Annotated in this window: 24 protein-coding genes and 1 pseudogene; 15 read left to right on the top strand and 10 right to left on the bottom strand. The window is 66.3% G+C overall.

Features of this window, described 5'->3' with window-relative positions:
- Positions 1–57: 57 nt before the first annotated feature.
- The 6 genes from M8231_RS09795 (at position 58) to M8231_RS09770 (ending at position 7147) form a co-directional block, all read left to right on the top strand.
- Positions 58–537, top strand: a complete 480-nt coding sequence (locus tag M8231_RS09795; RefSeq protein ID WP_249750129.1) for a Dps family protein — start codon at positions 58–60, stop codon at positions 535–537.
- A gap of 93 nt (positions 538–630) precedes the next feature.
- Positions 631–1827 carry a cell wall hydrolase gene (locus M8231_RS09790; protein ID WP_250201377.1) on the top strand — a complete coding sequence of 399 codons (1197 nt, stop codon included), beginning with the start codon at positions 631–633 and terminating at the stop codon, positions 1825–1827.
- Between the two features lie 71 nt (positions 1828–1898).
- Positions 1899–3839 carry a PAS domain-containing protein gene (locus tag M8231_RS09785; RefSeq protein WP_250201376.1) on the top strand — a complete coding sequence of 647 codons (1941 nt, stop codon included), beginning with the start codon at positions 1899–1901 and terminating at the stop codon, positions 3837–3839.
- Positions 3840–3908: 69 nt separating this feature from the next.
- A complete protein-coding gene (locus M8231_RS09780) occupies positions 3909–4316 on the top strand; it encodes a response regulator (RefSeq protein ID WP_249750132.1) in 408 nt (135 codons plus the stop codon).
- 70 nt (positions 4317–4386) lie between these two features.
- Complete coding sequence (locus tag M8231_RS09775; RefSeq protein ID WP_347342311.1) at positions 4387–5346, top strand: aldo/keto reductase; 960 nt, start codon at positions 4387–4389, stop codon at positions 5344–5346.
- A gap of 289 nt (positions 5347–5635) precedes the next feature.
- Complete coding sequence (locus tag M8231_RS09770; protein WP_250201375.1) at positions 5636–7147, top strand: integrase arm-type DNA-binding domain-containing protein; 1512 nt, start codon at positions 5636–5638, stop codon at positions 7145–7147.
- A gap of 5 nt (positions 7148–7152) precedes the next feature.
- Here M8231_RS09770 and M8231_RS09765 read toward each other — a convergent pair whose 3' ends face one another.
- Together M8231_RS09765 and M8231_RS16995 are read right to left on the bottom strand one after the other, a co-directional pair.
- Positions 7153–8295 (bottom strand): hypothetical protein, encoded by a 1143-nt coding sequence (locus M8231_RS09765; RefSeq protein WP_250201374.1) that lies wholly within the window; start codon positions 8293–8295, stop codon positions 7153–7155.
- A gap of 9 nt (positions 8296–8304) precedes the next feature.
- Positions 8305–8724, bottom strand: coding sequence for an abortive infection family protein (locus M8231_RS16995; RefSeq protein WP_488796123.1), 420 nt, complete (start codon positions 8722–8724; stop codon positions 8305–8307).
- Between the two features lie 12 nt (positions 8725–8736).
- Between M8231_RS16995 and M8231_RS09760 the strand changes: the two are divergent.
- The 5 genes and pseudogenes from M8231_RS09760 to M8231_RS09740 form a co-directional block, all read left to right on the top strand.
- Positions 8737–9132: pseudogene (locus tag M8231_RS09760) on the top strand (transposase family protein); the annotation flags it as partial.
- A gap of 84 nt (positions 9133–9216) precedes the next feature.
- A complete protein-coding gene (locus M8231_RS09755) occupies positions 9217–9594 on the top strand; it encodes a hypothetical protein (protein ID WP_250201373.1) in 378 nt (125 codons plus the stop codon).
- Positions 9584–10090, top strand: a complete 507-nt coding sequence (locus M8231_RS09750; protein WP_250201372.1) for a thermonuclease family protein — start codon at positions 9584–9586, stop codon at positions 10088–10090. The genes M8231_RS09755 and M8231_RS09750 overlap by 11 nt, the downstream gene beginning before the upstream one ends.
- A gap of 109 nt (positions 10091–10199) precedes the next feature.
- Positions 10200–10565 carry a hypothetical protein gene (locus M8231_RS09745; RefSeq protein ID WP_250201371.1) on the top strand — a complete coding sequence of 122 codons (366 nt, stop codon included), beginning with the start codon at positions 10200–10202 and terminating at the stop codon, positions 10563–10565.
- Complete coding sequence (locus tag M8231_RS09740) at positions 10562–11917, top strand: HEPN domain-containing protein (protein WP_250201370.1); 1356 nt, start codon at positions 10562–10564, stop codon at positions 11915–11917. Before M8231_RS09745 ends, M8231_RS09740 begins: the two co-directional genes overlap by 4 nt.
- Positions 11918–11933: 16 nt before the next feature.
- On the opposite strand, the gene M8231_RS09735 is transcribed toward M8231_RS09740, so the two are convergent.
- Positions 11934–13226, bottom strand: a complete 1293-nt coding sequence (locus M8231_RS09735; RefSeq protein WP_250201369.1) for a type II toxin-antitoxin system HipA family toxin — start codon at positions 13224–13226, stop codon at positions 11934–11936.
- Positions 13223–13576, bottom strand: coding sequence for a helix-turn-helix domain-containing protein (locus tag M8231_RS09730; RefSeq protein ID WP_250201368.1), 354 nt, complete (start codon positions 13574–13576; stop codon positions 13223–13225). The genes M8231_RS09735 and M8231_RS09730 overlap by 4 nt, the downstream gene beginning before the upstream one ends.
- 243 nt (positions 13577–13819) lie before the next feature.
- Between M8231_RS09730 and M8231_RS09725 the strand changes: the two genes are divergently transcribed.
- Positions 13820–14212: a hypothetical protein gene (locus M8231_RS09725; protein WP_250201367.1), complete on the top strand. Its 393-nt coding sequence runs from the start codon at positions 13820–13822 to the stop codon at positions 14210–14212.
- Between the two features lie 148 nt (positions 14213–14360).
- Here the strand turns inward: M8231_RS09725 and M8231_RS09720 are convergent, their stop codons facing one another.
- Positions 14361–14849, bottom strand: coding sequence for a hypothetical protein (locus tag M8231_RS09720; protein WP_250201366.1), 489 nt, complete (start codon positions 14847–14849; stop codon positions 14361–14363).
- Positions 14850–15219: 370 nt separating this feature from the next.
- On the opposite strand from M8231_RS09720, the gene M8231_RS09715 reads away from it, so the two are divergent.
- The 3 genes from M8231_RS09715 (at position 15220) to M8231_RS09705 (ending at position 19226) form a co-directional block, all read left to right on the top strand.
- Entirely contained in the window at positions 15220–17265 is a 2046-nt protein-coding gene (locus M8231_RS09715; RefSeq protein ID WP_250201365.1) for a ParB/RepB/Spo0J family partition protein, read from the top strand.
- 58 nt (positions 17266–17323) lie between these two features.
- Positions 17324–18094 (top strand): pPIWI-associating nuclease domain-containing protein, encoded by a 771-nt coding sequence (locus tag M8231_RS09710; protein WP_250201364.1) that lies wholly within the window; start codon positions 17324–17326, stop codon positions 18092–18094.
- Positions 18031–19226, top strand: a protein-coding gene (locus M8231_RS09705) for an IS3 family transposase (protein WP_250201343.1) whose coding sequence is annotated in 2 segments (ribosomal slippage) — positions 18031–18301 and positions 18301–19226 — 1197 coding nt in all. Because the reading frame shifts where the segments join, the coding sequence is not laid out codon by codon here. The genes M8231_RS09710 and M8231_RS09705 overlap by 64 nt, the downstream gene beginning before the upstream one ends.
- Here M8231_RS09705 and M8231_RS09700 read toward each other — a convergent pair.
- Genes M8231_RS09700 through M8231_RS09685 form a run of 5 tightly spaced genes read right to left on the bottom strand, consistent with a single transcriptional unit; the run spans position 19206 to position 23077 of the window.
- Complete coding sequence (locus M8231_RS09700; RefSeq protein ID WP_250201363.1) at positions 19206–19730, bottom strand: methyltransferase family protein; 525 nt, start codon at positions 19728–19730, stop codon at positions 19206–19208. The genes M8231_RS09705 and M8231_RS09700 overlap by 21 nt on opposite strands.
- On the bottom strand, positions 19727–19855 hold the full coding sequence (locus tag M8231_RS16915) for a hypothetical protein (RefSeq protein WP_255413955.1): 129 nt from the start codon (positions 19853–19855) through the stop codon (positions 19727–19729). The genes M8231_RS09700 and M8231_RS16915 overlap by 4 nt, the downstream gene beginning before the upstream one ends.
- Positions 19855–20856: a cytochrome d ubiquinol oxidase subunit II gene (gene cydB, locus M8231_RS09695; protein ID WP_205682545.1), complete on the bottom strand. Its 1002-nt coding sequence runs from the start codon at positions 20854–20856 to the stop codon at positions 19855–19857. The genes M8231_RS16915 and cydB overlap by 1 nt, the downstream gene beginning before the upstream one ends.
- The gene (locus M8231_RS09690) at positions 20846–22273 is read right to left on the bottom strand and encodes a cytochrome ubiquinol oxidase subunit I (protein ID WP_250201362.1); all 1428 of its coding nucleotides are present in this window, start codon (positions 22271–22273) and stop codon (positions 20846–20848) included. The genes cydB and M8231_RS09690 overlap by 11 nt, the downstream gene beginning before the upstream one ends.
- Positions 22274–22282: 9 nt before the next feature.
- The gene (locus M8231_RS09685) at positions 22283–23077 is read right to left on the bottom strand and encodes a sulfite exporter TauE/SafE family protein (protein ID WP_250201361.1); all 795 of its coding nucleotides are present in this window, start codon (positions 23075–23077) and stop codon (positions 22283–22285) included.
- Between the last annotated feature and the right edge of the window lies 1 nt (position 23078).

Here is a 23078-nt window from a genome sequence, read left to right as displayed (position 1 = left end):
TAACACCCAAAAGCGTCGGGTTCCCGGCGTAGGCCTATTCGCATCCATGGAGCAAGCATGACCGCCACTATCGACACGGGCATTTCCGCGGAAGACCGAGGCGATGTCGCCGAGCAGCTGACCCGCGTCCTGGCCGACGCCTACGCCGTCTATCTGAAGACGCACGGCTATCACTGGAACGTGCGGGGGCCGGAATTCTTCGCGCTCCACAACCTGCTGGAGCAGCAGTACCGCGACCAGTGGGAGGCGCTGGACCACATCGCCGAACGCATCCGGGCGCTGGGCGAGCTGGCGCCGCAGGGGTACGGCACCTTCGCCAACCTGACCAGCATCAGGGACGGCGACCCCGAGAAGGACGCGCCGGACATGCTGCGGGAACTGATGCGCGATCACGAGACGCTGATCGCGACGATGCGCGCGGCCCTGGAAGTCGCGGACGACGACGGCGACGACGTGACGGTCGATCTGCTGACCCAACGCCTGGGCGCCCATGAGAAGTTCGCCTGGATGCTGCGTTCGACCCTGGGCGGCCGATAACGCCGATTTACGGAACGCCCGAAAACCGCCCATAAGTCCGGGCATTGCCGTGGGACGACGCAGTCCTCATCTGAGGGCGGACGCGAGGACTCCATGCTGAACCCGGACTGGAAGGCGATCTGGACGGCGCTAAGGCGCTCGGCGGCGGCGATGCCGGCCGCCGGCGCGGTGCTGGGCGTCGCCATGGCCGCCGGGTCGGCGCCGCGCCCGGACGCGGACCGCACGGCCGAGGCGGTGGCGCGCGTCACCGGCGGGGACCTGACCGCCAAGGGCTTGGCGGCCCTGCGCGCGCGGTTGACCCCTTCGCAGCTGGCCCAGGCCGAGCGGCACGATCCGACACGCATCGGACCGGCCCTGTATGGCCTGACCCCCGGATGGGAAAGCCTGACGTTGGCGGGCAAGCCGGGTCTGGAGCCGGGCGCCGTCGGCCTTGAGGCCCAGCAGATGAATGCGGCGCTTCCCGTGACGTCGGGCGCCCTGCGGCCCGCCCAGCCCTTCGTGTTCAAGGGCGACGCCGACGATCGCCGACGGGCGCTGCGTTGCCTGACGCAGGCCGTATATTATGAGGCCGCGCTTGAACCCGACGCCGGTCAGGCGGCGGTCGCCCAGGTGGTGTTGAATCGGGTTCGCGATCCCAACTACGCCAATACGGTCTGCGGCGTGGTGTTCGAGGGCGCCGAGCGCACCACCGGCTGCCAGTTCAGCTTCACCTGCGACGGTTCCCTGTCGCAGGCGCCCGTGGCATGGGCCTGGGAACGGGCGCGCAAGGTCGCGGAAAGGGCGCTGGCCGGACAGGTGGCCCAGAGCGTCGGCACCGCAACCCATTACCACGCCGATTACGTCCACCCCTGGTGGGCGCCCACCGTGGCCAAGGTCAACCAGATCGGAGCGCACATCTTCTACCGCTGGAAGGGCATCTACGGGGAGCCGGCCGCCTTCCGCGCCGTCTATAACGGCCACGAGCCGACGATCGACGAGGCGCGCTTCGCCCGTCCGCGGATGGTCGCCGCCTCGGCCGGCGAGGCCACTGGCGGTCCCGATCCCGATAAGCCGGCTGCGCCGATGCGCACGGTCGAGATCGACGGCCAGCCGCGCGTGGTCGGCGTGGCCAGCCTGGGCGGACGTCGTCTGCCCACTCACGAGGAAGTCGCCGCCATCAACGCCCGCCTGCAGGCGTTCGAGCAGCCCAAGCCGACGGCCTCTGCAGGCGCGCCCAGCGCCCCCGTGCCGGGCGCCGCCGCCATGGCCGTGGAAGAGGTGGGCAAGCCCGCGAACGGATCCGGCGCCTAGTTGCAACGCTTGATCCGTCTGGCGCGTTGACTGCCTTATCGCTGGGCGACGCCCATTCCGGAGACCCCCGCTTGACGACCGCCCCAGACGCCGTTCTTCCCGCCTGGGACGAGTCCGACCGCCTAGCCGCCCTGCGGGAATACGGCATCCTGGATACAGGTCCGGAAAAGGCTTTTGACGAGTTGGTGACTTTGGCGGCGCGGGTTTGCGAAGCGCCGATGGCGGTCATCAGCCTGGTCGACGCGAGGCGGCAGTGGTTCAAGGCCGAGATCGGGCTGGGCGTGTCCGAAACGCCCCTGAGCACGTCCTTCTGCGCCCTCGCCATGATGGAGACCGACGGGCTGGTCGTGCCGGACGCTCGGAGCGATCCCCGTTTCGACTGCAATCCGCTGGTGACGGGCGAGCCCCACATCCGCTTCTACGCCGGGCGGCGGCTGACGACGCCGGAGGGGCTGCCGCTGGGCGCCCTGGCCGTGCTGGACACGCAGTCGCGCGCTGCGGGGCTGAGCGAGCTTCAGGCGCTGACCCTGGACACGCTGGCGGGCCAGGTCATGAGCCAGCTGGAACTGCGCCGGGCCCTGCGGCAGCGCGACCTGAGCCAGGACGCCACGCGAAGGGCTTTGGCGGTGTCCGAATATGTGGGCGCGTGGGAATGGGACATCGTCGCCGACCGGGTTACCGCCGACGAACGCTTTGCGGCGATGTACGGCGTCGCCCCCGACGTGGCGGCGGAGGGCTCGCCGATCGCGGAGTTCATGCGCCACATCCACGCCGACGACGCCGAACGCGTCCGCGCCGAGGTCTCTGCGGCGATCGAGGGGCAGGGCGAATTCGCCAGCGAATACCGCATCGCCAGGCCGGACGGCTCGGTGCGCTGGATGCTGGCGCGCGGGCAGGTTTATTTCGATCAGGACGGCGCGCCCGTGCGTTTCCCCGGCGTGGCGGTCGACATCACGGCGCGGTGGCAGAAGGACGAGGATCTGGCCGCCATCGCCGCCCGGCTGAGCCAGAGCGAGGCGGGATTCCGCGCCCTGGCCGACGCCATGCCGCAGATGGTCTGGTCCACGACGCCGGACGGACTGCACGACTACTATAACGCGCGGTGGTACGAGTTCACCGGCGCGCCCTTCGGCTCGACCGACGGCGAGGGCTGGAACGACATGTTCCACCCGGACGATCAGGATCGCGCCTGGTCGCGCTGGCGGCATTCGCTGTCCACCGGCGAACCCTATGAGATCGAATACCGGCTGAAGCACAACTCGGGCGTCTATCGCTGGACCCTGGGCAGGGCCATGCCGATCCGCGACGACGAGGGACGGATCACCCGCTGGTTCGGCACCTGCACCGACATCGACGAGCTGAAGAAGCTGGAGCAGGGACGCGAGCTGGTCAGCCAGGAACTGAGCCACCGGATCAAGAACATCTTCGCGGTGGTCAGCGCCCTGGTCGCCCTGTCGGCGCGGCAGTATCCCGAAGCGCGCGCCTTCGCGGCCTCCTTGAGGACCCGGATCAACGCCCTGGCGCGGGCGCACGAGTTCGTCAGGCCGCATACGGAGACGTCGCGCATCACGGTCGGCGCCACCACCTTGCATTCCTTCCTGAACGACCTTTTCACCGCCTACGCCGATCACACGGGCGCGGCCCGCGTCATCGTGTCCGGCGACGACGCGGTGTTCGACGATCAGGCGGCGACCTCGGTCGCGCTGCTGTTCCACGAGTTGGCCACCAACGCCGCCAAATACGGCGCGCTTTCGCAAGACGGCGGCACGATCGACCTGACCACGCGTCGGGACGGCGATCGCTTCATCCTGATCTGGACCGAGCGCGGCGGCCCAGAAATCACGGCCGAGCCGACGCGCGCCGGGTTCGGATCATCGCTGGCGACGCTGTCGGTGGAGGGCCAGCTGGGCGGCCGGCTGACGCGGGAATGGCGCCCGGAAGGCTTGAAGATCGTTGCAGATTTGCCGGCGACTGCGCTATCGCGCCGCCGTGCGGCCGAGAAGTCGCGTTAAATTTGGCGCTACGCTGAAACCCATCGCGACGCATCGCGTTATGTGCGTTCCCGAACATAAGCCCCCCGCATGAGCCCGCGCATCCTGATCGTTGAAGATGAAGCCCTGGTCGCCATGGAGCTTCGATTCGTGCTCGAGGACCTGGGGCACGAGGTCGTCGACATCTGCGCGACGGCCAGGTCGGCGCTGAACGCGGTGCGCGAGACGGAAATCGATCTGGCCCTTGTCGACATCCACCTGTCGGACGGCGCGACGGGGATCGAACTGGGGCGACGCCTGGGTCAGGAGATGGGCGTCAGCGTCCTTTTCATGACCGCAAACCCCGGCATGGTGCGACAGGGAGTGGCCGGCACCATCGGCGTCCTGTCCAAGCCCACCGACGAACGGGCGGTGCAGACGGCGGTCGATTATGCGCTGCGCCGACGCCAGGGCCAGCCGATCGATTACGCGCCGCCGGGACTGCAGCTTTTCGGCTGATCGGCGGCCGCAGCGGTTGCGGCGGCGCCGGCCGCGCCTATGTCGAAGGTTCCCCGAACCGGAGCCTGCCATGACCGAACTGACCAAGCGCGCCCTTGGCGATAGCGGCCTTGAGATCGCCCCCCTGGTGTTCGGCGGCAATGTGTTCGGATGGACGGCCGACCAGCCGACCTCCTTCGCCCTGCTGGACGCCTTCGTGGACGCCGGTTTCGACGCGATCGACACCGCGGACGCCTATTCGCGATGGGTCCAGGGTCACGAAGGCGGCGAAAGCGAGACGGTGATCGGCCAGTGGCTGCAGGCGCGCGGCCGACGCGACGACGTCAAGATCTTCACCAAGGTCGGCTCGGACATGGGCCAGGGGCGCAACGACCTGTCGCCCGCCTGGATCGAAAAGGCGGTCGAGGCGTCTCTGCGCCGGCTTCAGACGGATTATATCGACCTCTATCAGACCCATTGGCCCGACCCCGAGACGCCGCAGGAAGAGACGCTGCGGGCGCTGGATCGGTTGGTGCAGGCGGGCAAGGTTCGCGCCATCGGCGTGTCGAACCACGACGCCGCGCAGGTGCGCCAGGCGCTGGACATCTCCGCCCGCGAGGGGTTGGCGGCCTATTCGTCGATCCAACCGCACTACAACCTCTATAGCCGCGACACCTTCGAAGGGGCGCTGCAGGACCTGGCGGTGGAGCACGGGCTGGGCGTCATCACCTATTTCAGCCTGGAAAGCGGCTTCCTGACCGGCAAGTACAAGAACGCCGGCCAGATCGCGGGCACCGCGCGCGAGGGCATGCTGGAGGGCAAGTTCGACGAGCGGGGCGTGCGGATCCTGGCGGTGTTGGATGCGGTGGCCCAGAAGAACGAGGCGACCCCGGCCCAGGTCGCCCTGGCCTGGCTTCTGGCGCAACCCGGCGTGACGGCGCCCATCGTCAGCGCCACCTCCACGGCGCAGCTGGACGACACCCTGAAGGCGGCGACGCTGCAGCTGTCGAAAGAGGACCTGGCCGATCTTACGGACGCCTCAGCCTATTGAGGCGACGATATCCGCAGGGAAGGAAAGGAAAGACGATGGTGGGTGATCACAGGTTCGAACTGTGGACCCGCTGATTAAGAGAACCCGTTCTTCGGTTTTCCGGACCCCGCCGATTGCACGCTAGGGCACGATCAAGCAATTGAAATAATTGACATTTTATACCCACTAGCGCAGATTTGGCGTGTTCTTCGCATTTCGAGAAACAGACTCTCGAGCCGGAGTTCACCGTCCTAATCACCGTCCTAATGGGGGATTTCGGCACCGTCCTAACGCCGAAAACGTCAGCAAAATGCCCGATCAACGCCTCGCTTTAACGGACAAAATTCTCATCGGCATGCCCTTCGCCAGACGCGGGCAGATCGTGGTCCGCGACACCGAACAACCCGGCTTCGCGGTGCGGATCGGCGCCTCGACCAAGACCTTCATCATCCAGGCTGATCTGCGCCGCGACGACGGCACGCGCTCAACCATCAAGATGAAGGTCTGCGAGGTCGGCGAGTTGAACACGCGCGCCGCACGCGCGAAGGCGAGGGGACTCCTGCTGCTCATTGCCGCCGGCGAGGATCCGCGTCCCAAGAAGAAGGTGGAGATTCTGGCCGCGGCCAAGGCCGCCGAGAAGGCCGAGGACGAGGCTGCGCGCGCCGCGCCGTTGGGCGTCCCGACGCTGCGGGAAGCCTGGTCGCGGTTCAGGGTCTCCCACCTCGAACGGAAACAGCGCAGCCCCGCCACGATCCGGGGGTACACCGATCATATGGAGCGTTTGTTCGCGGACTGGCTCGACCGGCCGCTTTCCGAGCTCGGTGACGAGCCTCGCCTCCTGGCGGATCGTCACGACCTGATCAGCGCGAACAACGGGCCCGCCATCGCCAACGGCGCCATGCGCACCTTCCGCGCCGTCTACAATCACGCCCGCAAGACGTGCCGTGCGCTTCCGCCGGAGAACCCGGCGGCCGCCGTCGATTGGAACCCGGAGAAGCGCAAGGACACCGCTATGGGGGTCATAGACCTGCCGGGCTGGTTCGAACAACTTGCCAGGATCACGAACCCGATCCGCCGCGAGTTCCATTTGATGACCCTGCTGTCGGGATCTCGGCCGGAGGTGCTCAAGAACGTCCGCGTCACCGATTTGGATCTGAAGCACCGGATCATGCATCTCTCCAAGCCCAAGGGCGGAGAGATGAAGGCCTTCGACGTGCCCCTGTCGCGGGCGATGATGGAATCCATCTTCCGGCTCAGGCGGATCGCGCCGATCATCTATCCGGAGAGCGGTCGCGTGTGGCTGTTCCCGAGCGATGCGCCCTGCGGTCACATGACGGAGCATAAGGAGGACCGCTCGGTTCTCAGCCATTGGGGCAACGACCTGCGTCAGACCTACCGGACGCTCGCCCAGGCCGCCGAGGTCTCCGAGGTCGACATGCACCTTCTGATGAACCACGCCCTGCCGGGCGTGAACTCGGGCTACATCACCCGGTCCAAACTGATGCGAGATCACCTGAGGGCGCAGCAGGAGCGGTTGTCGGTCTTCTTCTTGGGAACGGTGATGGGCCGAGGCCGCGTGCACAGCGACGAGCTGAGCAGGTGGCTCAACAGCACCAGCCGGACGCTGCTTGAGGATTTGATGGCTGAGGCGCCGGATGCGGTTCGGCTGAGGGCCGGTCCGCGGGCCGCGTTGCGGAAGCTGGAGGTGCAGGCGGCGCGGATGACCTTGCACGCCCTGCCGTCTGTGTTGATCGACGCACCCAGTCGGCGGAACCGAGCCGGACGAAATCTGCTTGCGGAACGTAGGCGCGCCGAGAGCTGACACGATTAGCCCACTGGCACTGGCTCAGGTTCCTGAGGCTCTGATGGAAGGACTTCGGCCAGCCATTCCTTGAGAAGGCTGTTTGACTTGAAGAACATCTCCGCGAAGCCGAAAAGGGCGGTGAACGGAACCGCCTCGATGCGGAGCAGATGGGTTCTGTAGGTCGCCGACTGAGACTTGCCGTGCTGGAGCGTGTTGCTCATTCGTAGGGCTCGATCACCGTCCCTGTAGACGTTGATCGCCAGATCGAGGTGCTGAAGGACTGCATCCCTAATCGGGGTGCCCCAGGGCGCGCGCGTATCGAGATGGATGCAGCGACCGATCATCAGCCCGTTTGACTCGTCCGGTCTCGGCAACTCCTCGAGGATCATGCTCAGATAATCGGGGTCGGTCCGCGTCGCCCTGATCTCGAGCCGGCGGACGTGTCTGAGCGCATAGTCGCGATACGCTTCCATCCCTTCCTGTTCGAGGTCTCCAAGCAGTTCGTACTGTGCGTAGGCTGTCATCTCGGGAAACAGGGCTAGCGTCTTCATCCAGCGCGGATCCGCCGGAACGATCGAGGCCTCGAACAGCGCCTGGAGCGGCTGGGTCTTGAAGTGGCGGGACGGATCCAGCCGAAGAAAGAGCGGGGCCTGTGGGAACTCCTTCCGGGCCCACACGGGAATCTGCGCATCAAGCTGTTGCGCGAGTTTTCCGTACCCCGGACCAACAACATAGATCTCGCTGTCATTGATCGCGAGAACCGCACCGCTGTCGATCAGCTCCAGATCCGGTTGGCCGTTCGTTTGGCGTTTGCGGATGTGATCGAACAGTTTCGGCGCGCCAACGAAGAGCGGTTGGCACCGGTTGTAAAGTGCGCAACTGCGCTCAAGCGCGCGGTTCTGATATCGGTCGCAGACCTCGAAGGCGAACGCCCACCAGGCCAATCGACGATCCTTATCCGGAGCTGGGAAGAAGCCGATCTCAAGATATGGCCGGCAGCGCTCGCGGTCCTGGTCGGTCAGCATCGCCTGGCGAAGCGTCACGCAGTCTTCAGCGTCCTGCGAAGCGCCGAACAGACCCGGCAGATAACCTTCCCAGTTGCCTTCCCGAACATCCAGCGCGTCGGCGAAGCCGACGAGCTGGCGATCATATTCGTCAAGATCCATCGGTTTAACTCAATATAGTCCCGGTTCTGAGGGCTCCGGCTCGAACGCATCGCCGTGACGGGGAAGCGCGCGGTGCTGCTGTCGCTCCCACGTCTGGATTAGGAACAGGGCAGCGGAACTTGCGGCGCTGAGCGCAAGGTGGGCGATCCTAGCGTCGATGCGGGGGAAGCCGCGCTGTCGTCCATGAGCATCTCCGCCATGTGTTCGCAAGGCCCCGACGCCTTTCACCACGGTCGTCAGTCCGCTGAGGACCTGCCGGACGTCGTCCTCGACCTCTGGCGGAAGGTCGCTGCGGCCAGGGGACAGGTTCAGTGAGACTTGCACCGCCTTGAGAAGGCCTTCGATGTCCTTGCGTGGCGGCAGGGGCTGGGCGAGCTCGATCAGGATCGAGCGGCAAACGGCTTCGACGAGGGAGCAGGCCGCTGTCACCGCGTCCTCACCATCGTCAGCGACAACGGCACGGAGTACACCTCGAACGCGGTCCTGGCCTGGGCCGACGACACCGGCGTCGGCTGGCACTACATCGCGCCGGGCAAGCCCCAGCAGAACGGCTTCAACGAAAGCTTCAACGGGCGGCTGCGTGACGAGCTGCTGAACGAGACGCTGTTCCGCTCGCTGCCGCACGCTCGCGCCGTGCTGGAGGCGTGGCGACGCGATTACAACGAGCAGCGTCCGCACTCGAAGCTCGGGTGGCTGACGCCGCAGGCTTATGCAGAAGCGCTCACCGGACACATCGGCCGGCCTGCTGCGCTGGTTGGAGGCTGCGCTGACCGGCCTCTTGCCAACCCAGCCGATCACAGCTCAGATCAACCTAGGACTCTCGTTATGGCTGGATGAGAAACGGGGGTCACGTCAACGGCGATCGGATGCTACATGTTCTGTCTGCGCACTCACAAGCAGATCCGTCCCTGGTACGTTGGGATGACCCTCGCGAAGGCCGGCTTCCGAGGCGAGGTTTTCCAGCTGCATAAGCTTAACAGCTTCAACTTCGTGATGAACGCCCACGCCACGGCCATGGCGCGTCCCATACTTTTCTTCTTCCCCTTGATGACGCCTACCCGCCGCTTCAGCACAGCTGGCTCCAGCGGCAAGCCGGTGATCGAATGGATGGAGCGCTATCTCATGATGACGGCCTTTGCCCGAAATCCGGCGATTACCAATGTGCGCGACATGGCGATGCTCAGGCGGGTTGAGGTGCCGGGTCTTCTCGGCAAGCGGCCAGGCCGGCCTCACTCGGATGTGCAGAGCGTCCGGCAGGCGCTTTTTGGTTCGTCGCGGAGACCTTCCGATGGCGGATGACGCAGGAACCGAAGACGGCCTCAACGCGTCTGTGGTCCGTCCAAAGATCATCCGGCTGCTTTTGTTTAGGCTTCGGATCCCATCACGCCTTGCGCTCGGTCTGACGGTGCTCGGACTGTCGCTGTTTCCCGCTATCGCCAAGGCTGACCCCTGCGAGGGACGGTTGCCGAGCCGGGCGGGGGAGGCGTTCTCAGGTCAGGTCAGGTACATCGGCGACGGCGACAGCCTCTGCGTCGGCCGGTCGTCGGACCCCGAGACCTGGGTCGAGGTTCGTCTTTCGGACTTCGATGCGCCCGAGTTGCACGGCTCCGGCGGAAGGCAGGCGCGCGATCGGTTGTCTCGCCTGGTCATGGGGCGCTCCCTGAGCTGCGTCGCAGTTCGCGGGCGCAACGGACGCGTCGTCGTCTATGACCGGGTGATCGCCGCTTGTCGTCTGAATGGCCGCACCCTCGGGGATCTCCTCCGGGCGAACGGCGGCCGTGAGGGCGGGCGCTAGCGCAGCCTGATCCCGCCCATAACTCCGGGGGCTCGCGTCGCCCCTCTGAACCGTGAGCTGGTCGACCGTCTTCCGATATTCTTATTACGAAAACCCGAGAGACCTCAGCATGAGCGAGACATTCATCCAATCGACGCCACACGGGGACGTCACGCTGGAGTTCGACGACGATGAGCAGGTGATCGTTTGGTCGCCCGCAGGGGTGAAGGTCGGCGAACTGACCCATCGCGAAGTCGACGAGGACGAACCGATGGTCCGGTTGATCACCCACATTTTTCTGGAGGGTGAGGGCGGCCGCTATCAGGGCGCGGGGGTGATGAAGCGGGCCTTGGTCGAGCTGCAGGCGTACGGGTATCGGATGCTCTGCCGGCCTGATGACGGCATTTCTCGAGATGACGGAAGCCATTTGACTCAGGATGCGCCGCGTTTCTTCGCCCGTATGGAATCGAGGGGACTGGTGGGGCGCTTCGGATGAAGAGCCCGCGCCCCGGTTCCAGCCGCGATATGGAAGATCATGCCGGTCACGTCCTGATCGGCGAACGGACGCTCGGGGCCACGCTGTCCCAGTCCGATGGGCATCTGTCCCTCCGCGTGGCGCTTGGGGCCGGTGAGAATCTCGACCTGCCCGAGGATGGCCTCGTGCGGTTTCGCGCGGCGACAGGCTACTTCACCCTTCTGGGTCTGCGCGAGGGCGGGTCGCAGCTGCTGCTCGGGGTTGCCGAATCGGCCACGGTGTCGCTGCGCCATGCGATCAAGAGCGCGGATTTCACCGCGCTCGACGACATAAGGTCCACGACCTGGTTGCTGTATGTCGAGGACCTGCCGGCGATCCACCACGTCAACGGCTTCCAGCAGGCGTTCGTTTTCGCTCAGAACGGATCGGCCCAGGTCGAATGGAGCTACTCGGCGCCGGGGTCGGTGACGCTCGACTGCCCGACCGCAGGCCTCCAAGTCGCGCTGGGGCAGGATGCCAAAACCAGCAGCAAGACGCGAGACCAGGCGACGATAACGTTCGCCTACCCGATGACCGTGATCTTCCCCGAGGCGGTCGGTCTGTATGAGGTCCTGCCGGTGCTCCATCGCATCCGGCAGTTCTGCTCGCTCCTGATGGGGCGCATCCTCGATATTGAACGGGTGGTCCTTCGCCTGCCGCAGGAGGGCGGGCGGTCGCATGACGCCGAGGTCTTCGGCGTTCACCCGGTCAAACGGTCCGACCGGCCCAAGCACAGGATCGCACGGTTCGACGATCCCGCAGCGCTGGCGATCCTCCTCGATGCCTGGCTCGACCGGGTAGACACGCTTGAGGACGCGATCGACCTCCATTTCGATGCGCTCGAACAGGAGGACCTCAGCCTGCCGCTGCGCTTTCAACTGTTCGTGCAGGCGATCGAGGCCGCCCATCGTCGGTCTGGCGCGCCGGCTGGCGAACCGATCAATGTCGACGTCGTGGTCGAGACGCTCAGGGAGCGGAGTGTCGCCGACGGCATGATCGACCGCGTCAGGGGCATGCTCGCCCATGCGCACGAGCCGGGCTTGCGCCAACGGCTACGGGCCTACTGGGATGCGTTCGCGCCTGAGTTGGCGGTGCTCCGCCCCGATCTCACGCGGAACGCCTTCGTCAATCGGCTGGTAGCGACCCGCAACTTCTATGCGCACGGGCTGGACCTGTCGTCCGAGGTTCTTGAACACGCGGACCTGTGGGACGGCACGGAACTTCTCAAGGCCCTGTCCCATCTTGTCCTGCTTCAGGCGATCGGAGCCGACGTCGCCGGCGTCGGCCAGCGGATGATTGACGAACGGTTCGTCCGGTTTTCCATCCGCGCCTGAGCGCGGACGGAAGGTGTCAGAGCATCAGGCGTAGCGACGGATCGATATCGAGGCGCATCTTGTCGTCGACCTGTGCGACCTCGGCGAAGCGGGGCCAGTCGGCGACGACGTCGCGGACCTCCTGAACGATCGCGCGCGCGCGGGCGCTGTTGATGGACACCGTTCGCGCACAGTCCTCGAAATCCGCCAGCACGAACCCGTCGCGCTTGCCGTTCATCGCCATCTGATGCTGCGACAGCCATTTGTTGCCCGGGTCGAAGCTCCAGGTCACGTCATAGGCGGGTGACAGAGACCAGCGACCGGTCTTGTCCATCAGGAAGGCGACGTTCTTGACGTGGTCGTCCTGGTTGCGGGCGACGATGTTGAACGCCATCCGGCGGAACAACTGTTCCAGGTCCGACATGGGCAGGTCCATCTGGCGCAGGACGAGGAAAGCCTGTTCGTAGGTGTAGGTCGTCGGTTGGCCGTAGTCGAAATGGGCGATCGCGCCGAGCGACTGCATGTGCAGCTTGCCCTGGGGCGTCCGGTCGAAGCGCTGCGTCATGAAGTGGCGGCGCCCGCCCTCTTCCAGGAGGCGGCATGGGGCCATCTCGATCCCGGCCGCCCGGGCCATCTCCGAATAGGCGAACTCGACGGCGCCGAAGCCCTTTGGATCGGCGAGACCCCGATCCTTGTTGTTCGAGACTCCGTCGAACTTCAGCAGCCAGTATTCGAAGCCTTCGCCCGCATCCACCTGGCCCGAACGGACCTCGTTTGTCGCAGGGTTCCACGCGATGACCGCCTTCGCTCGCGCTCCACCCGCCGAGGTGCCGACGCGGAGGATGTCGCGCAGGGCGTCGCCTTTGCTGGCGAATGAGGTGTCCAGGTCGTTCTGGTGCGTCAGCACTTCCGACGCGAGTGCGACGAGGCGGTCGATCTGGATCTTCTGCGAGGTCTTGGCCTGCGGACCCTTCGCGGGCGTGAATTCGAGCGCACCCATGCCGCGCGCGCCCGTGTAGCAAAGCCGCTCGACCGCATTGAAACTTTCAGGCGTCCGGCCCTGCGTCGCGAGCCAGGCATTGATCAGGGTGTTGCCGTAGCGGTCGGGCAGGGCGTCGGCCAGCAAGCCCGGCAGACCCTGAAACGTCTCGGGATTGAGGGATGGGAATGTGTAGGTCTGCCGGCTCAGCGGCATCACCAAGGGCGCGACCTGAATGTTACTTTCGGCGAATGCCGGATCGTAGGCGAAGGCGGCGGTCTCCGCGCCGTCCTCGAGTGAAACAGCGCCGATACGGCTTCCCCACAGGCGGACTTCCGCGACGGTGGTCATCGCTTATCCCCCCACGACCACCGCATGTGAATGGGCTCGGACGAGCCGCCGTCGGGGCGAACGCGCTGACGAACCTTTCCTTGGCGCTCCAGCAGATCGATCGGGTTGGCGGGCGCCTCGGGCAGGAGCCGGTCGAATCCATCCAACCGGTCGAGCACGCGCATGACGCGGATCAGGTTGCTGAACTGGACCGACTCGCCGGCCTCCAGACGTTCGATCGTGCGCTTGGAGACACCGGCGGCTTCCGCGACCTGCGCCTGGGTCAGTTCGCGCACGATGCGATGATCGGTTAGCCTGCGCCCAAGCTCTCCCAGAACGGCTTCGTCGGTGTTGAGTGCGGTGAGTTTCATAAGTCGTCACTTTCGACGATTTATATGGGATAATAGGGGTTAACTCGTCAATAATGGCGAGTTGAGATTTTCATGGTCTGTAGGCGATAAGTCGCCATTGGTGGCGATTTATCGAGTGGATAGCCGTTAAGTCGTCAAATATGGCGAGTTATTGGTAACCTGCCAGCTCAACGCAGGCAAACCCGTAACACTCGCACCGCGAGGGATACAGGGTCCCAACTGCCGGAGGTGAAGCAGACCACGATGACGATCTTTCTGAGCGAAGATGACGTCGCCTATTTCGATGCGCTGACAAAGCGCGCCGCCGGCGCGGCGGCGCCTCGACGCCAAACCATAATCTTCCGCGACGGGTCAGAGCCCCGGCGCAACGACTGCCACGCCAATGCCGCTCGGCGCGCGGCGGAGGATCCCGCCGTGGTTCCGGTCCACGGTTGGCTGATCGAAACCAACCATGGCGGTTTCCGACGTCTCGCCGCCCATTCGCTGCTGCGCGATGGCGCGGGGACCCTGATCGACATCACGCCGATCGATCAGGAAGGGCTCGCCTTCATCGAACACGAGGGATCTGCGGCCGATTTTTTCGCTCTCCTGCCGCGCTTCAACAGCATCACCTGGCCGCCGCCGCAGATGCTCTGACGTCTCATGACCCCTGGCGGCCGCGACAGGACGGAGGGATGGCTGATCGCGGCGATCATCGTGCTGATCGTCGTGCAAGTCGTGATCGTCGCGGGCGTGGTCCTGACCGGAACAGCCGCAATGATCCGCCCGGGAACGGGGTGCGCGCCTAGTCAAAGCGAAATGACAGCCGCGGCGTAATCTGGATCGCGTCGAAGATCGCCTGAGCAAGCCCGAAGTCGATGTCGTGGAAGCCGTGCGGTGTCGCGGAGACGAACTGGCGGATCTCGTGGGGTGCGAAGGAGAAGGCAGCGGGCAGGCCCAGCTTGCGCTTGGCCGTGCCATCGGCGCTGTTGCACTGCTCGCACATCACCACATCCGGAAACCGGCCGCCTTGCCCATAGCGAACGGGGCCGACCCCGTGATCGTGGTGGGTGTGGTAGCCGCCGACCCAGTCCTCGAAGCGGTTCGCGGATCTGGGGAAGCGGACGCTCCAGCGCAGAATCTCGAACTTGCTGCGCGCGCATCCGGGGCAGCGCCAGCCCTCGGCGAGGCTGCGGTACAGGGTCCGGCAGTGCGCGCCGTCAAAGGCGGCGTAATCCGCCGCCGTCGGGATCTTGAGGTTCCGGTTTTTCCGATTTGTCACGGCCAGGCCCAAGGCTCGCTGTCTCAAAGACCGGCATGATCGCACGGCGCTGATCATGTCCCGCGACCATGGGGGAAGCGTCAACGGTTTCGACGCTCGCGCCGCGTCGCGTGCCGACGACGAGGGGGCGAAACAGGAAGCACTAAGGGCTCCGCCCTCGCGCGAGCCAGGGTGAAGCGGCTGCGCCGCCGGACCGGCCGGTCTCCCCGACCTTCCGCGCCGGCCATTGATGTCATCGCTCGCAGGAACGTCAGGCTTGTGCAGGCCGGGCGATCCCCCTCCGGCCGGTCCGCCCTGGCCCTTGCTACCCCGGTCTCGCCGACGGGCAGGGTTTCAGGCGCGCAGTTCGCGTGCCTGCAACCCTTGCCCAAAGGAGGCAGACATGACCGCTCAACCTATCGAATCCCCCGCCACGGAGGCGATCGCGCCGCAGCACGGCGCGGAGGTGTTCGTGCCCCTGAACCAGCTCAAGGCCTCGCCGAAGAACGCGAGGAAGACCCCGCATTCGGCGGCGGCCATCGAGGCGCTCGCGGCCTCGATCAAGGCCAAGGGGGTGTTGCAGCCGCCCGTGGTGGAGATCGAGGTGAATGACGAGGGCGGGCCTACGGGAAACTACTTGGTGACCATCGGGGAGGGTCGGCGGCAGGCGTTGCGGCTGCTGTCCAAACGCAAGGCCATCAAGCGGACCCATCCGGTCAAGGTGATCGTGGACGCCGACAACGACGCCCATGAAATCAGCCTCGATGAGAACATCACCCGCGAGGCCATGCACCCCGCCGACCAGGTCGAGGCCTTCCGGCGGCTGGCCGAGGAGAAGGGATATGGCCCCGAGGAGATCGGCGCCCGGTTCGGGGTGTCGGCTCATGTGGTGCGCCAGCGCCTTCGTCTCGCGGCGGCGGCGCCAGAGTTGATGACGGCCTATCGTGAGGAGCGGCTGGCGCTGGACCAACTGACCGCATTCTGCGTCAGCGAGGATCAGGACCGGCAACGGCAGGTGCTGGAACAGATCGGTCCCCACACCCCCGCCTACGCCATCCGGCGCGCCATGACCGAGTCCAAGGTCCGCGCCGATGACCGGCGCGCGGCCTTCGTCGGCAGCGAAGCCTATGAGGCCGAGGGCGGCTCCATCCTGCGCGACCTCTTCACCGAGGACGGCGGGGGATGGTTCGAGGACGTGGGCCTGCTCGACCGCCTCGTCTCGGAGAAGCTGGTCGGGCTGGCGGACGAAGCCCGCGCGCGCGAAGGCTGGAAATGGGCCGAGGCCGCCGGGGAATATGCCGAGGTCTCGGCCTTGGGTCGGGTCTATCCGGTCGCCGTTGAACGGTCGGAGGCGGACGCCGCCGCCATCACCGCTCTGTCGGAGGAGTATGATCGGCTCGTTTCGGAGACGGACAGCGCGGAGGCCTTGCCGCCCGAGGTGGATGCCCGGCTGGAGGATATCGACAAGGCCTTGCAGGCCCTCGGCCCGGACTTCGACTATCCGGTCGAGGTCAAGGCGCGGGCCGGGATCATGGTCCTGCTCGGCCATGACGGTCTCGCCCGCTTTGAGCGCGGTCTGGTCCGGCCTGAGGATGTCGTCTCAAATCGGGCGTTCGATCCGGAGGCCCCCGACATCGAGGGCGAGGATGACGGGACGGGAACCGGGGGCGACGCGGGCCGTGAAGGGCGTCGTGAGGAGACGGAGCCGGATGAAGGCCCCGGTCTGTCGGATCGTCTGCTGATCGATCTGACCGCCCACAAGACCATGGGGCTGCGTGATGCGGTTCAGGCCGACGCCGCCGCCGCCCTCGCCACGGTGGTTCACGCCCTGGCCTTGCAGGTCTTCTATCCCGGCTACGGAATGTGGACGCCGCTGCAGCTTCGGCTGACCGTCAACGGTCTGGATCGGCTGGCGCCGGGAGTGGAGGACGGTCCCGCCGGGCGTAGGGTCCGCGACCGGTGCGAGGCGTGGGGCGCCCGTCTACCCGAGCGGGCGGACGCCCTCTGGGAGGTTTTGGCGCCCATGCGCCGGGCGGATCTTTTGGACCTCATGGCCTGCTGCGTCGGGGTGGGCCTCTACGCCGTGCGCGATCCGCACGACCGCAGGCCGGGGGCCTTGGCGCTGGCCGAGCGGCTGGCGACCGAGGTCGGTCTCGACATGGCCGGGACGTGGAGCGCCACCGCCGCCAGCTATTTCAGTCGGGTCGCCAAGGCGCGGGTGCTGGAAGATGTGACCGGGGCCACCAATGCCGAGGAAGCCGATCGGATCGCCGGGTTCAAGAAGGGCGACATGGCCGAGGCGGCGGAACGTCTGGTCGAGGGCAAGGGCTGGCTTCCCGCCGTCCTGCGCACCGAACCTGCGGTGTCGGAGGCGGAAGGGGAAGCAGCGCCTGCCGATGGAGAGGGGGAGGCGACGGACGCCGACGCCTATCCCTTAGCAGCCGAGTAGAGGTCAGCCGCGACCTCACAAACTCGCCGCGCGCCCTTCGGGGGCGCGCGGCTCTTTATTGGTCTTTGGCAAGCGGCGCGACGAACGGCATGTGATTGCGGATCGCCCGACGCGTCATCACCTAGAAGCCATGACAGCCCCCACGCCCAAGCCCGCCGCCAAAGCCCTCGCCGCGCCGGTCGCCAAAGCCACCGTCGCCCCACCGGCGTGGGACGCAATCGATTGTCAGGCCCAGCGACTGCGAGACCGGCGTCCGCTGGACGACTTCGCCGACAAGGTGCTGACCGGCGCGCTGCGCACGGCGCGAGACGAAGGCAATCCGATCCGGGGTAATCTGTTCGCGGCGGCCTCGCGCGAGCTGACAACTCATCTTCTGCACGACCTGGCTCCGGAAGATCAGGTGCGCGCCTGCGCATGGTTCGTCCAGGCCAAGGATACAATGACGGTCACGCGGGCGCAGCGGGCCGCCTACATCACCCATGGCGGCATGACCCCCGACTACGTCGAGAAGACCCTGGGCCTCCACGCCGACGACTTCGTGAAGCCGCTCACCGAGGCGATGGACGAACTGAACAAGCGGACCCACCTGAAGGCCAACACCGTCCTCGCTGACGACATCGCCATCCGGGGTCTCGCCGCCGATATCTTCGACTCTATCGAAGGCCTGCTCGACATGGCCGAAGAATGCCGGTCGTCCTGGTCTGCGCCCTTTGAAGTGATCCATCCCTTATGTTGGTCTGCGGACCGGAACGGATGGAGCCAAGGATGGCCAGGAAGCGTCACAAGCCCGAAGAGATCATCGCCAAGCTGCGCCAGGTTGAAGTGTTGACCGGGCAAGGCAAATCGATCGCGGAGGCGGTGAAGACGATAGCGGTGACGGAGACGACCTACTTCCGCTGGCGAGCGGAGTTCGGCGGGATGAAGACCGATCAGGTCAAACGGATGAAGGCGCTGGAGCTGGAGAACGCCCGGCTTCGTCGGGCGGTGTCGGACCTGACGCTGGACAAGCTGATCCTGTCGGAGGCGGCGCGGGGAAACTTCTGAGCCCTGCCCGTCGCCGGGCCTGCATCGACAAGGTGCGGACCGAGTTGAAGGTGTCGGAGCGGCGCGCCTGCGCGGTGCTCCGACAGCATCGCTCAACCCAGCGAAAGACGCCGAGGGGCCGCACCGACGAGGCGGCCCTGACGGCGGCCATCACCGCACTGGCGGCGACCTATGGCCGTTACGGCTACCGCCGGATCACGGCGCTGCTGCATCAGGCGGGCTGGTCGGTGAACGCCAAAAGGGTTCAGCGGATCTGGCGACGGGAAGGGCTGAAGGTCCCGCAGAAACAGCCGAAACGCGGCCGGCTCTGGCTCAATGACGGGTCGTGCGTGCGGCTGCGCGCCGAGCGGCCCAACCATGTCTGGTCTTACGACTTCGTCGAGGATCGCACCCAGGACGGCAGGAAGTTCCGCATGCTCTGCGTGATTGATGAGTTCACGCGCGAGGCTCTGGCGATCCGGGTCAAGCGCAGGCTCAACTCCACCGACGTGCTAGAGACCCTGGCGGACCTGATGATACTGCGCGGGCCGCCGGCCTATGTGCGGTCCGACAACGGACCGGAGTTCATCGCCACCACCCTGCGTGAATGGATCGCCGCCGTCGGCTCTCAGACGGCCTACATCGAACCCGGTAGTCCCTGGGAGAACGGCTACTGCGAGAGCTTCAACTCCAAGCTCCGGGATGAACTGCTGAACGGCGAGACCTTCTTCAGTCTGGCCGAGGCTCAGGTGCTGATCGAGGCGTGGCGGCGTCACTTCAACGCCGTGCGACCGCACAGCGCCCTGAAGTACCGACCGCCAGCACCGGAAGCCCTCATCCCTCGCGCCGGAAACATCGTGCCGTGGGCGAGCGCGCCAGCGCTTGAAGGCGCGCGCTCGCCCAACCCAACCATGGCGTCAGGCCCGCCCATGAACTAACATCGAAACCGGATCACCCCATGGGGGCAGACCAGGGGCAGACCAGCCCAGCCAGCGGCGCACCCGGCCCACGTACACGGACCACGCCGCGCCGAAGAGGGCCGCCAGGTGTCGTTCCTCGCGCCGGATGGCGAGACGGTCGGTGGCGAAGGCGGCGACGGGGGCGGCCACGAAGAACCAGGCGTTGTCGAACAGGCCCCCGAGGCCGAGCAGAAGCAGCCCGTTCGCGAGATAGATCGGGTTGCGGCTCCAGGCGAACGGACCGGTCGTGACCAGGGCGGTCGCCGCCCGGTGCGGCAGGATGTTGGCGCGCCGCCGCCGCATCTCCAGCATGGCCCAGAGGTCCAGACCAAGGGCGAGCCCGACCAGAAGGCCGCCGGCGGCGAAGGCGCCGGGGAAGAGGGCGGGCGGAGTCCATAGACGCGCCGTGATGAGCGCGACAAGGACGGCGCCGCCCGTGATGAGCGGCGGCCAGGGCCAGCGGTTCGGCGCCTGCGGCCTCACCCGCCGGCCAGCTTGAGAACGCCGCGCAGCAGATAGGCGACGACGCCCAGGACGCCCACGCCCAGCACCCAGAGGGCGACGAACCAAAGGCCCTGCCGAAGCCCGTTTGTGGAGCCGCGACGCATCAGTGGTAACCGTCGTCGCCGACCTTGCCGCGAAACACCCAGTAGGCATAGGCGGTGTAGGCTAGGATGATCGGGATCAGGATCAGGGCGCCGACCAGCATGAACAGCTGGCTGGAGGCGGGGGCGGCGGCCTGCCACAGGGTGATCTCGTCGGGCACAGCGTAGGGGAAGACGCTTACGCCCAGCCCCGCGAAGGTGACGGCGAACAGGCCCAGAGACAGCAGGAAGGGCCAGACCTCACGCTTCTGACGCATGGTCCAGAAGAAGGCGGCTGCGACGATCAGAACGAGCAACGGCACCTGGGCCGTCAGAAGCACGCCGGGCCAGTCGAACCAGCGCCGGGCGTATTCGCCGTCGAGGAAGGGGGTGGCCAGGCTGACCGCGCCAATCATCAGCAGGGTCGCCGGACCCAGTTTCCAGGCCTGGGCGCGGGCGTGGGCCTGGAGCGCGCCCTCCGTCTTCATGTTCAGCCAGGTGGCCCCCAGAAGGGCGTAGCCGACGACGACGGCGGCGCCGGTCAGCAGGCTGAAGGGGCTGAGCCAGTCCCACCAGCCGCCGCCGTAGGCGCGGCCCGACACCTCGACCCCCTGCAGGATGGCCCCCAGGGTGACGCCCTGGGAGAAGGCGGCCAGCAGGGAGCCGCCGAAGAAGGCGACATCCCAGACGGGCTTGGCCCGTACCGTACGCCAGCGGTATTCAAAGGCGACGCCGCGGAAGACCAGGCCCAGCAGCATGGCGATGATCGGCGTATAGACCGCCGGCATCAACACGGCGTAGGCGAGGGGAAAGGCGGCGAACAGGCCGCCGCCGCCCAGGATCAGCCAGGTCTCGTTGCCGTCCCACACCGGAGCGATCGAGTTCATCGCCTTGTCGCGCTGATCGCCGGCCTTCAGCGTCGGGAACAGGATGCCGACGCCCAGGTCGAACCCGTCCATGACGATATAGGCGAAGACGGCGAAGGCCAGCAGGCCGGCCCAGACCAGGGTCAGATCAACGCTCATGATCGGTCTCCTCGCCGGTCGGGATGGGGCGGTCCGGGTCGATGGCGGGGGCGGGGGTGATGCCCGCCGTGCGGATCGGGGTTTCCGCCACGCCCGGCTCGTCGCGGTGCGGCGCATGGCTCATCAGACGCAGGATGTAGAAGACCCCGGCGCCGAACACCGTGAAATAGACCACGGCGAAGGCGGCCAGGGAGGTTGCGACGGCCGGCGCCGCCAGGGGCGCGGCGCTGTCGGCGGTGCGCAGCAGGCCATAGACCGTCCAGGGCTGGCGGCCGACCTCCGTGGTAATCCAGCCCGCCAGCACGGCGACGAAACCCATCGGCCCCATAACCAGGGCGAACCGGTGGAGCCAGGGCGCGTCGTAGAGGCGTTTTCGCAGGCGCGCATACAGACCCCACAGCCCCAGCAGAAGCATGGCCATGCCCAGGCCGACCATGACGCGGAAGGACCAGAAGACGATCTCGACCGGCGGCCAGTCAGCGCGGGCGATGGTGTCCAGGCCGGCCAAGGGCGCGTTCGGATCGTGCTTCAGGATCAGGGAGGACAGCTTGGGAATCTCGACTGCGCCGTGGACCGTGGCCGCGTCCCGGTCGGGAATGCCGAACAGGATCAGCGGCGCCCCGTCCGGATGGCTTTCGAAATGGCCTTCCATGGCCATGACCTTGGCGGGCTGGTGCTCCAGGGTGTTCAGCCCGTGCATGTCGCCGATGAAGATCTGGACCGGGGCGGCGACCAGGATCATCCCCATGGCCATGGCGAACATCTTGCGTGCGCCCTTGTTCGTCCGTTCCTTGATCAGGTGCCAGGCCCCGACCGCGCCCACGACCAGGCCGGTGGTCAGATAGGCCGCCAGCAGCATGTGGGCGAGGCGATAGGGGAAGGAAGGATTGAAGACGATCTTGAACCAGTCCGCCGGTACGAACTGGCCGACCTCGTTGATGGCGTAGCCTTGCGGCGTCTGCATCCAGCTGTTGACCGACAGGATCCAGAAGGCCGAGGCGAAGGTGCCGATCGCGACCATCAGGGTGGCCAGGAAGTGCAGCTTCTTGCCGACGCGGTTCAGCCCGAAGAGCATGACGCCGAGGAACCCCGCCTCCAGGAAGAAGGCGCTCAGCACCTCATAGGCCATCAGAGGACCGATGACCGGTCCAGCCTTGTCGGAGAAGACCGACCAGTTGGTGCCGAACTGGTAGGACATGACCAAACCCGAGACGACGCCCATGCCGAAAGCGACAGCGAAGATCTTCAGCCAGTATTTGAACAGGTTCAGATAGAGGTCTCGCCCCGTCTTCAGCCACAGGGCCTCCAACACGGCCAGATAGCTGGCCAGGCCGATGGAGAAGGCCGGGAAGACGATGTGAAAGGCAACGGTGAAGGCGAACTGCATCCGCGCCAGGATCAGGGCGTCAAGTTCCATGGTGTGGTCTCACCCGATCAGGCCGAGCGCGCCGGCGCTGCGGTAAAGCATATAGAAGGCGACGACGAAGATCAGCCCGGCGAACACTGTGTTCAATAGGCCTTTTTGTCCTGACAGGGCTTTCGCGAGCCGTGCGCCGATCAGACCGCCAAGGACGCCGCCGCCGATGAAGACCGCGGCCAGGGGCCAGTCGACCCAGCCGTCCAGGGCGTAGTTGAAGGCCGTGGTCAGGCCGAAGGCCGTCACGCCGACCAGCGACGAGCCGACCGCATAGTAGATGGGCATGCGGGTCGAGACCATCAGTCCAGGGACGATCAGAAACCCGCCGCCGATGCCGAAGAAGCCGGACATAACGCCGGTCAGGGCGCCGGCTCCGACGAGCTTCGGCGCATTGCCCCGCGTCAGGACCACGTCGGGGTCCCCCGAAGCCGAGCGGCCTCTCAGCATCAGCACCCCGACCACCAGCATCAGGGCGGCGAACAGAGCCAGCAACTTCTGACCGTCCACGGCCTTGCCCAGGGTGGAGCCGAGAAAGGCGCCGAAGACGCCGGCCAAGGCGAACAGGCCGGCGATCTTCCATTTCACCGTGCCGTGGCGCGCGTGGTTCAACAGATTGGCGAAGGCGTTGGCGGCGACAGCGAAGGCGCTGGTGCCGATCGCCAGATGCGGATCCTTGACACCCACCAGATAGACGATCAGCGGCACAGCCAGGATGGACCCGCCGCCGCCGACGAGGCCGAGGGTGAAGCCGACAAGCGAGCCGGCGCCGGCGCCGAGGCCGTACTGCAGCGGAGACAGGTCCATG

The organism is Brevundimonas albigilva (genome assembly GCF_023573565.1).
Classification (GTDB): domain Bacteria; phylum Pseudomonadota; class Alphaproteobacteria; order Caulobacterales; family Caulobacteraceae; genus Brevundimonas; species Brevundimonas albigilva.
This window is presented reverse-complemented; position numbering and strand designations above follow the sequence as displayed.

Coding starts and splice junctions, on each gene's coding strand:
- M8231_RS09685 (WP_250201361.1), bottom strand. CDS start 23,077: ATGGACCTGTCTCCGCTGCAGTACGGCCTCGGCGCCGGCGCCGGCTCG.
- M8231_RS09740 (WP_250201370.1), top strand. CDS start 10,562: ATGAAGAGCCCGCGCCCCGGTTCCAGCCGCGATATGGAAGATCATGCC.
- M8231_RS09775 (WP_347342311.1), top strand. CDS start 4,387: ATGACCGAACTGACCAAGCGCGCCCTTGGCGATAGCGGCCTTGAGATC.
- M8231_RS09770 (WP_250201375.1), top strand. CDS start 5,636: ATGCCCGATCAACGCCTCGCTTTAACGGACAAAATTCTCATCGGCATG.
- M8231_RS09725 (WP_250201367.1), top strand. CDS start 13,820: ATGACGATCTTTCTGAGCGAAGATGACGTCGCCTATTTCGATGCGCTG.
- M8231_RS09690 (WP_250201362.1), bottom strand. CDS start 22,273: ATGGAACTTGACGCCCTGATCCTGGCGCGGATGCAGTTCGCCTTCACC.
- M8231_RS09790 (WP_250201377.1), top strand. CDS start 631: ATGCTGAACCCGGACTGGAAGGCGATCTGGACGGCGCTAAGGCGCTCG.
- M8231_RS09780 (WP_249750132.1), top strand. CDS start 3,909: ATGAGCCCGCGCATCCTGATCGTTGAAGATGAAGCCCTGGTCGCCATG.
- M8231_RS09765 (WP_250201374.1), bottom strand. CDS start 8,295: ATGGATCTTGACGAATATGATCGCCAGCTCGTCGGCTTCGCCGACGCG.
- cydB (WP_205682545.1), bottom strand. CDS start 20,856: ATGAGCGTTGATCTGACCCTGGTCTGGGCCGGCCTGCTGGCCTTCGCC.
- M8231_RS16915 (WP_255413955.1), bottom strand. CDS start 19,855: ATGCGTCGCGGCTCCACAAACGGGCTTCGGCAGGGCCTTTGGTTCGTC.
- M8231_RS09795 (WP_249750129.1), top strand. CDS start 58: ATGACCGCCACTATCGACACGGGCATTTCCGCGGAAGACCGAGGCGAT.
- M8231_RS09750 (WP_250201372.1), top strand. CDS start 9,584: ATGGCGGATGACGCAGGAACCGAAGACGGCCTCAACGCGTCTGTGGTC.
- M8231_RS09745 (WP_250201371.1), top strand. CDS start 10,200: ATGAGCGAGACATTCATCCAATCGACGCCACACGGGGACGTCACGCTG.
- M8231_RS09730 (WP_250201368.1), bottom strand. CDS start 13,576: ATGAAACTCACCGCACTCAACACCGACGAAGCCGTTCTGGGAGAGCTT.
- M8231_RS09755 (WP_250201373.1), top strand. CDS start 9,217: ATGACCCTCGCGAAGGCCGGCTTCCGAGGCGAGGTTTTCCAGCTGCAT.
- M8231_RS09715 (WP_250201365.1), top strand. CDS start 15,220: ATGACCGCTCAACCTATCGAATCCCCCGCCACGGAGGCGATCGCGCCG.
- M8231_RS09735 (WP_250201369.1), bottom strand. CDS start 13,226: ATGACCACCGTCGCGGAAGTCCGCCTGTGGGGAAGCCGTATCGGCGCT.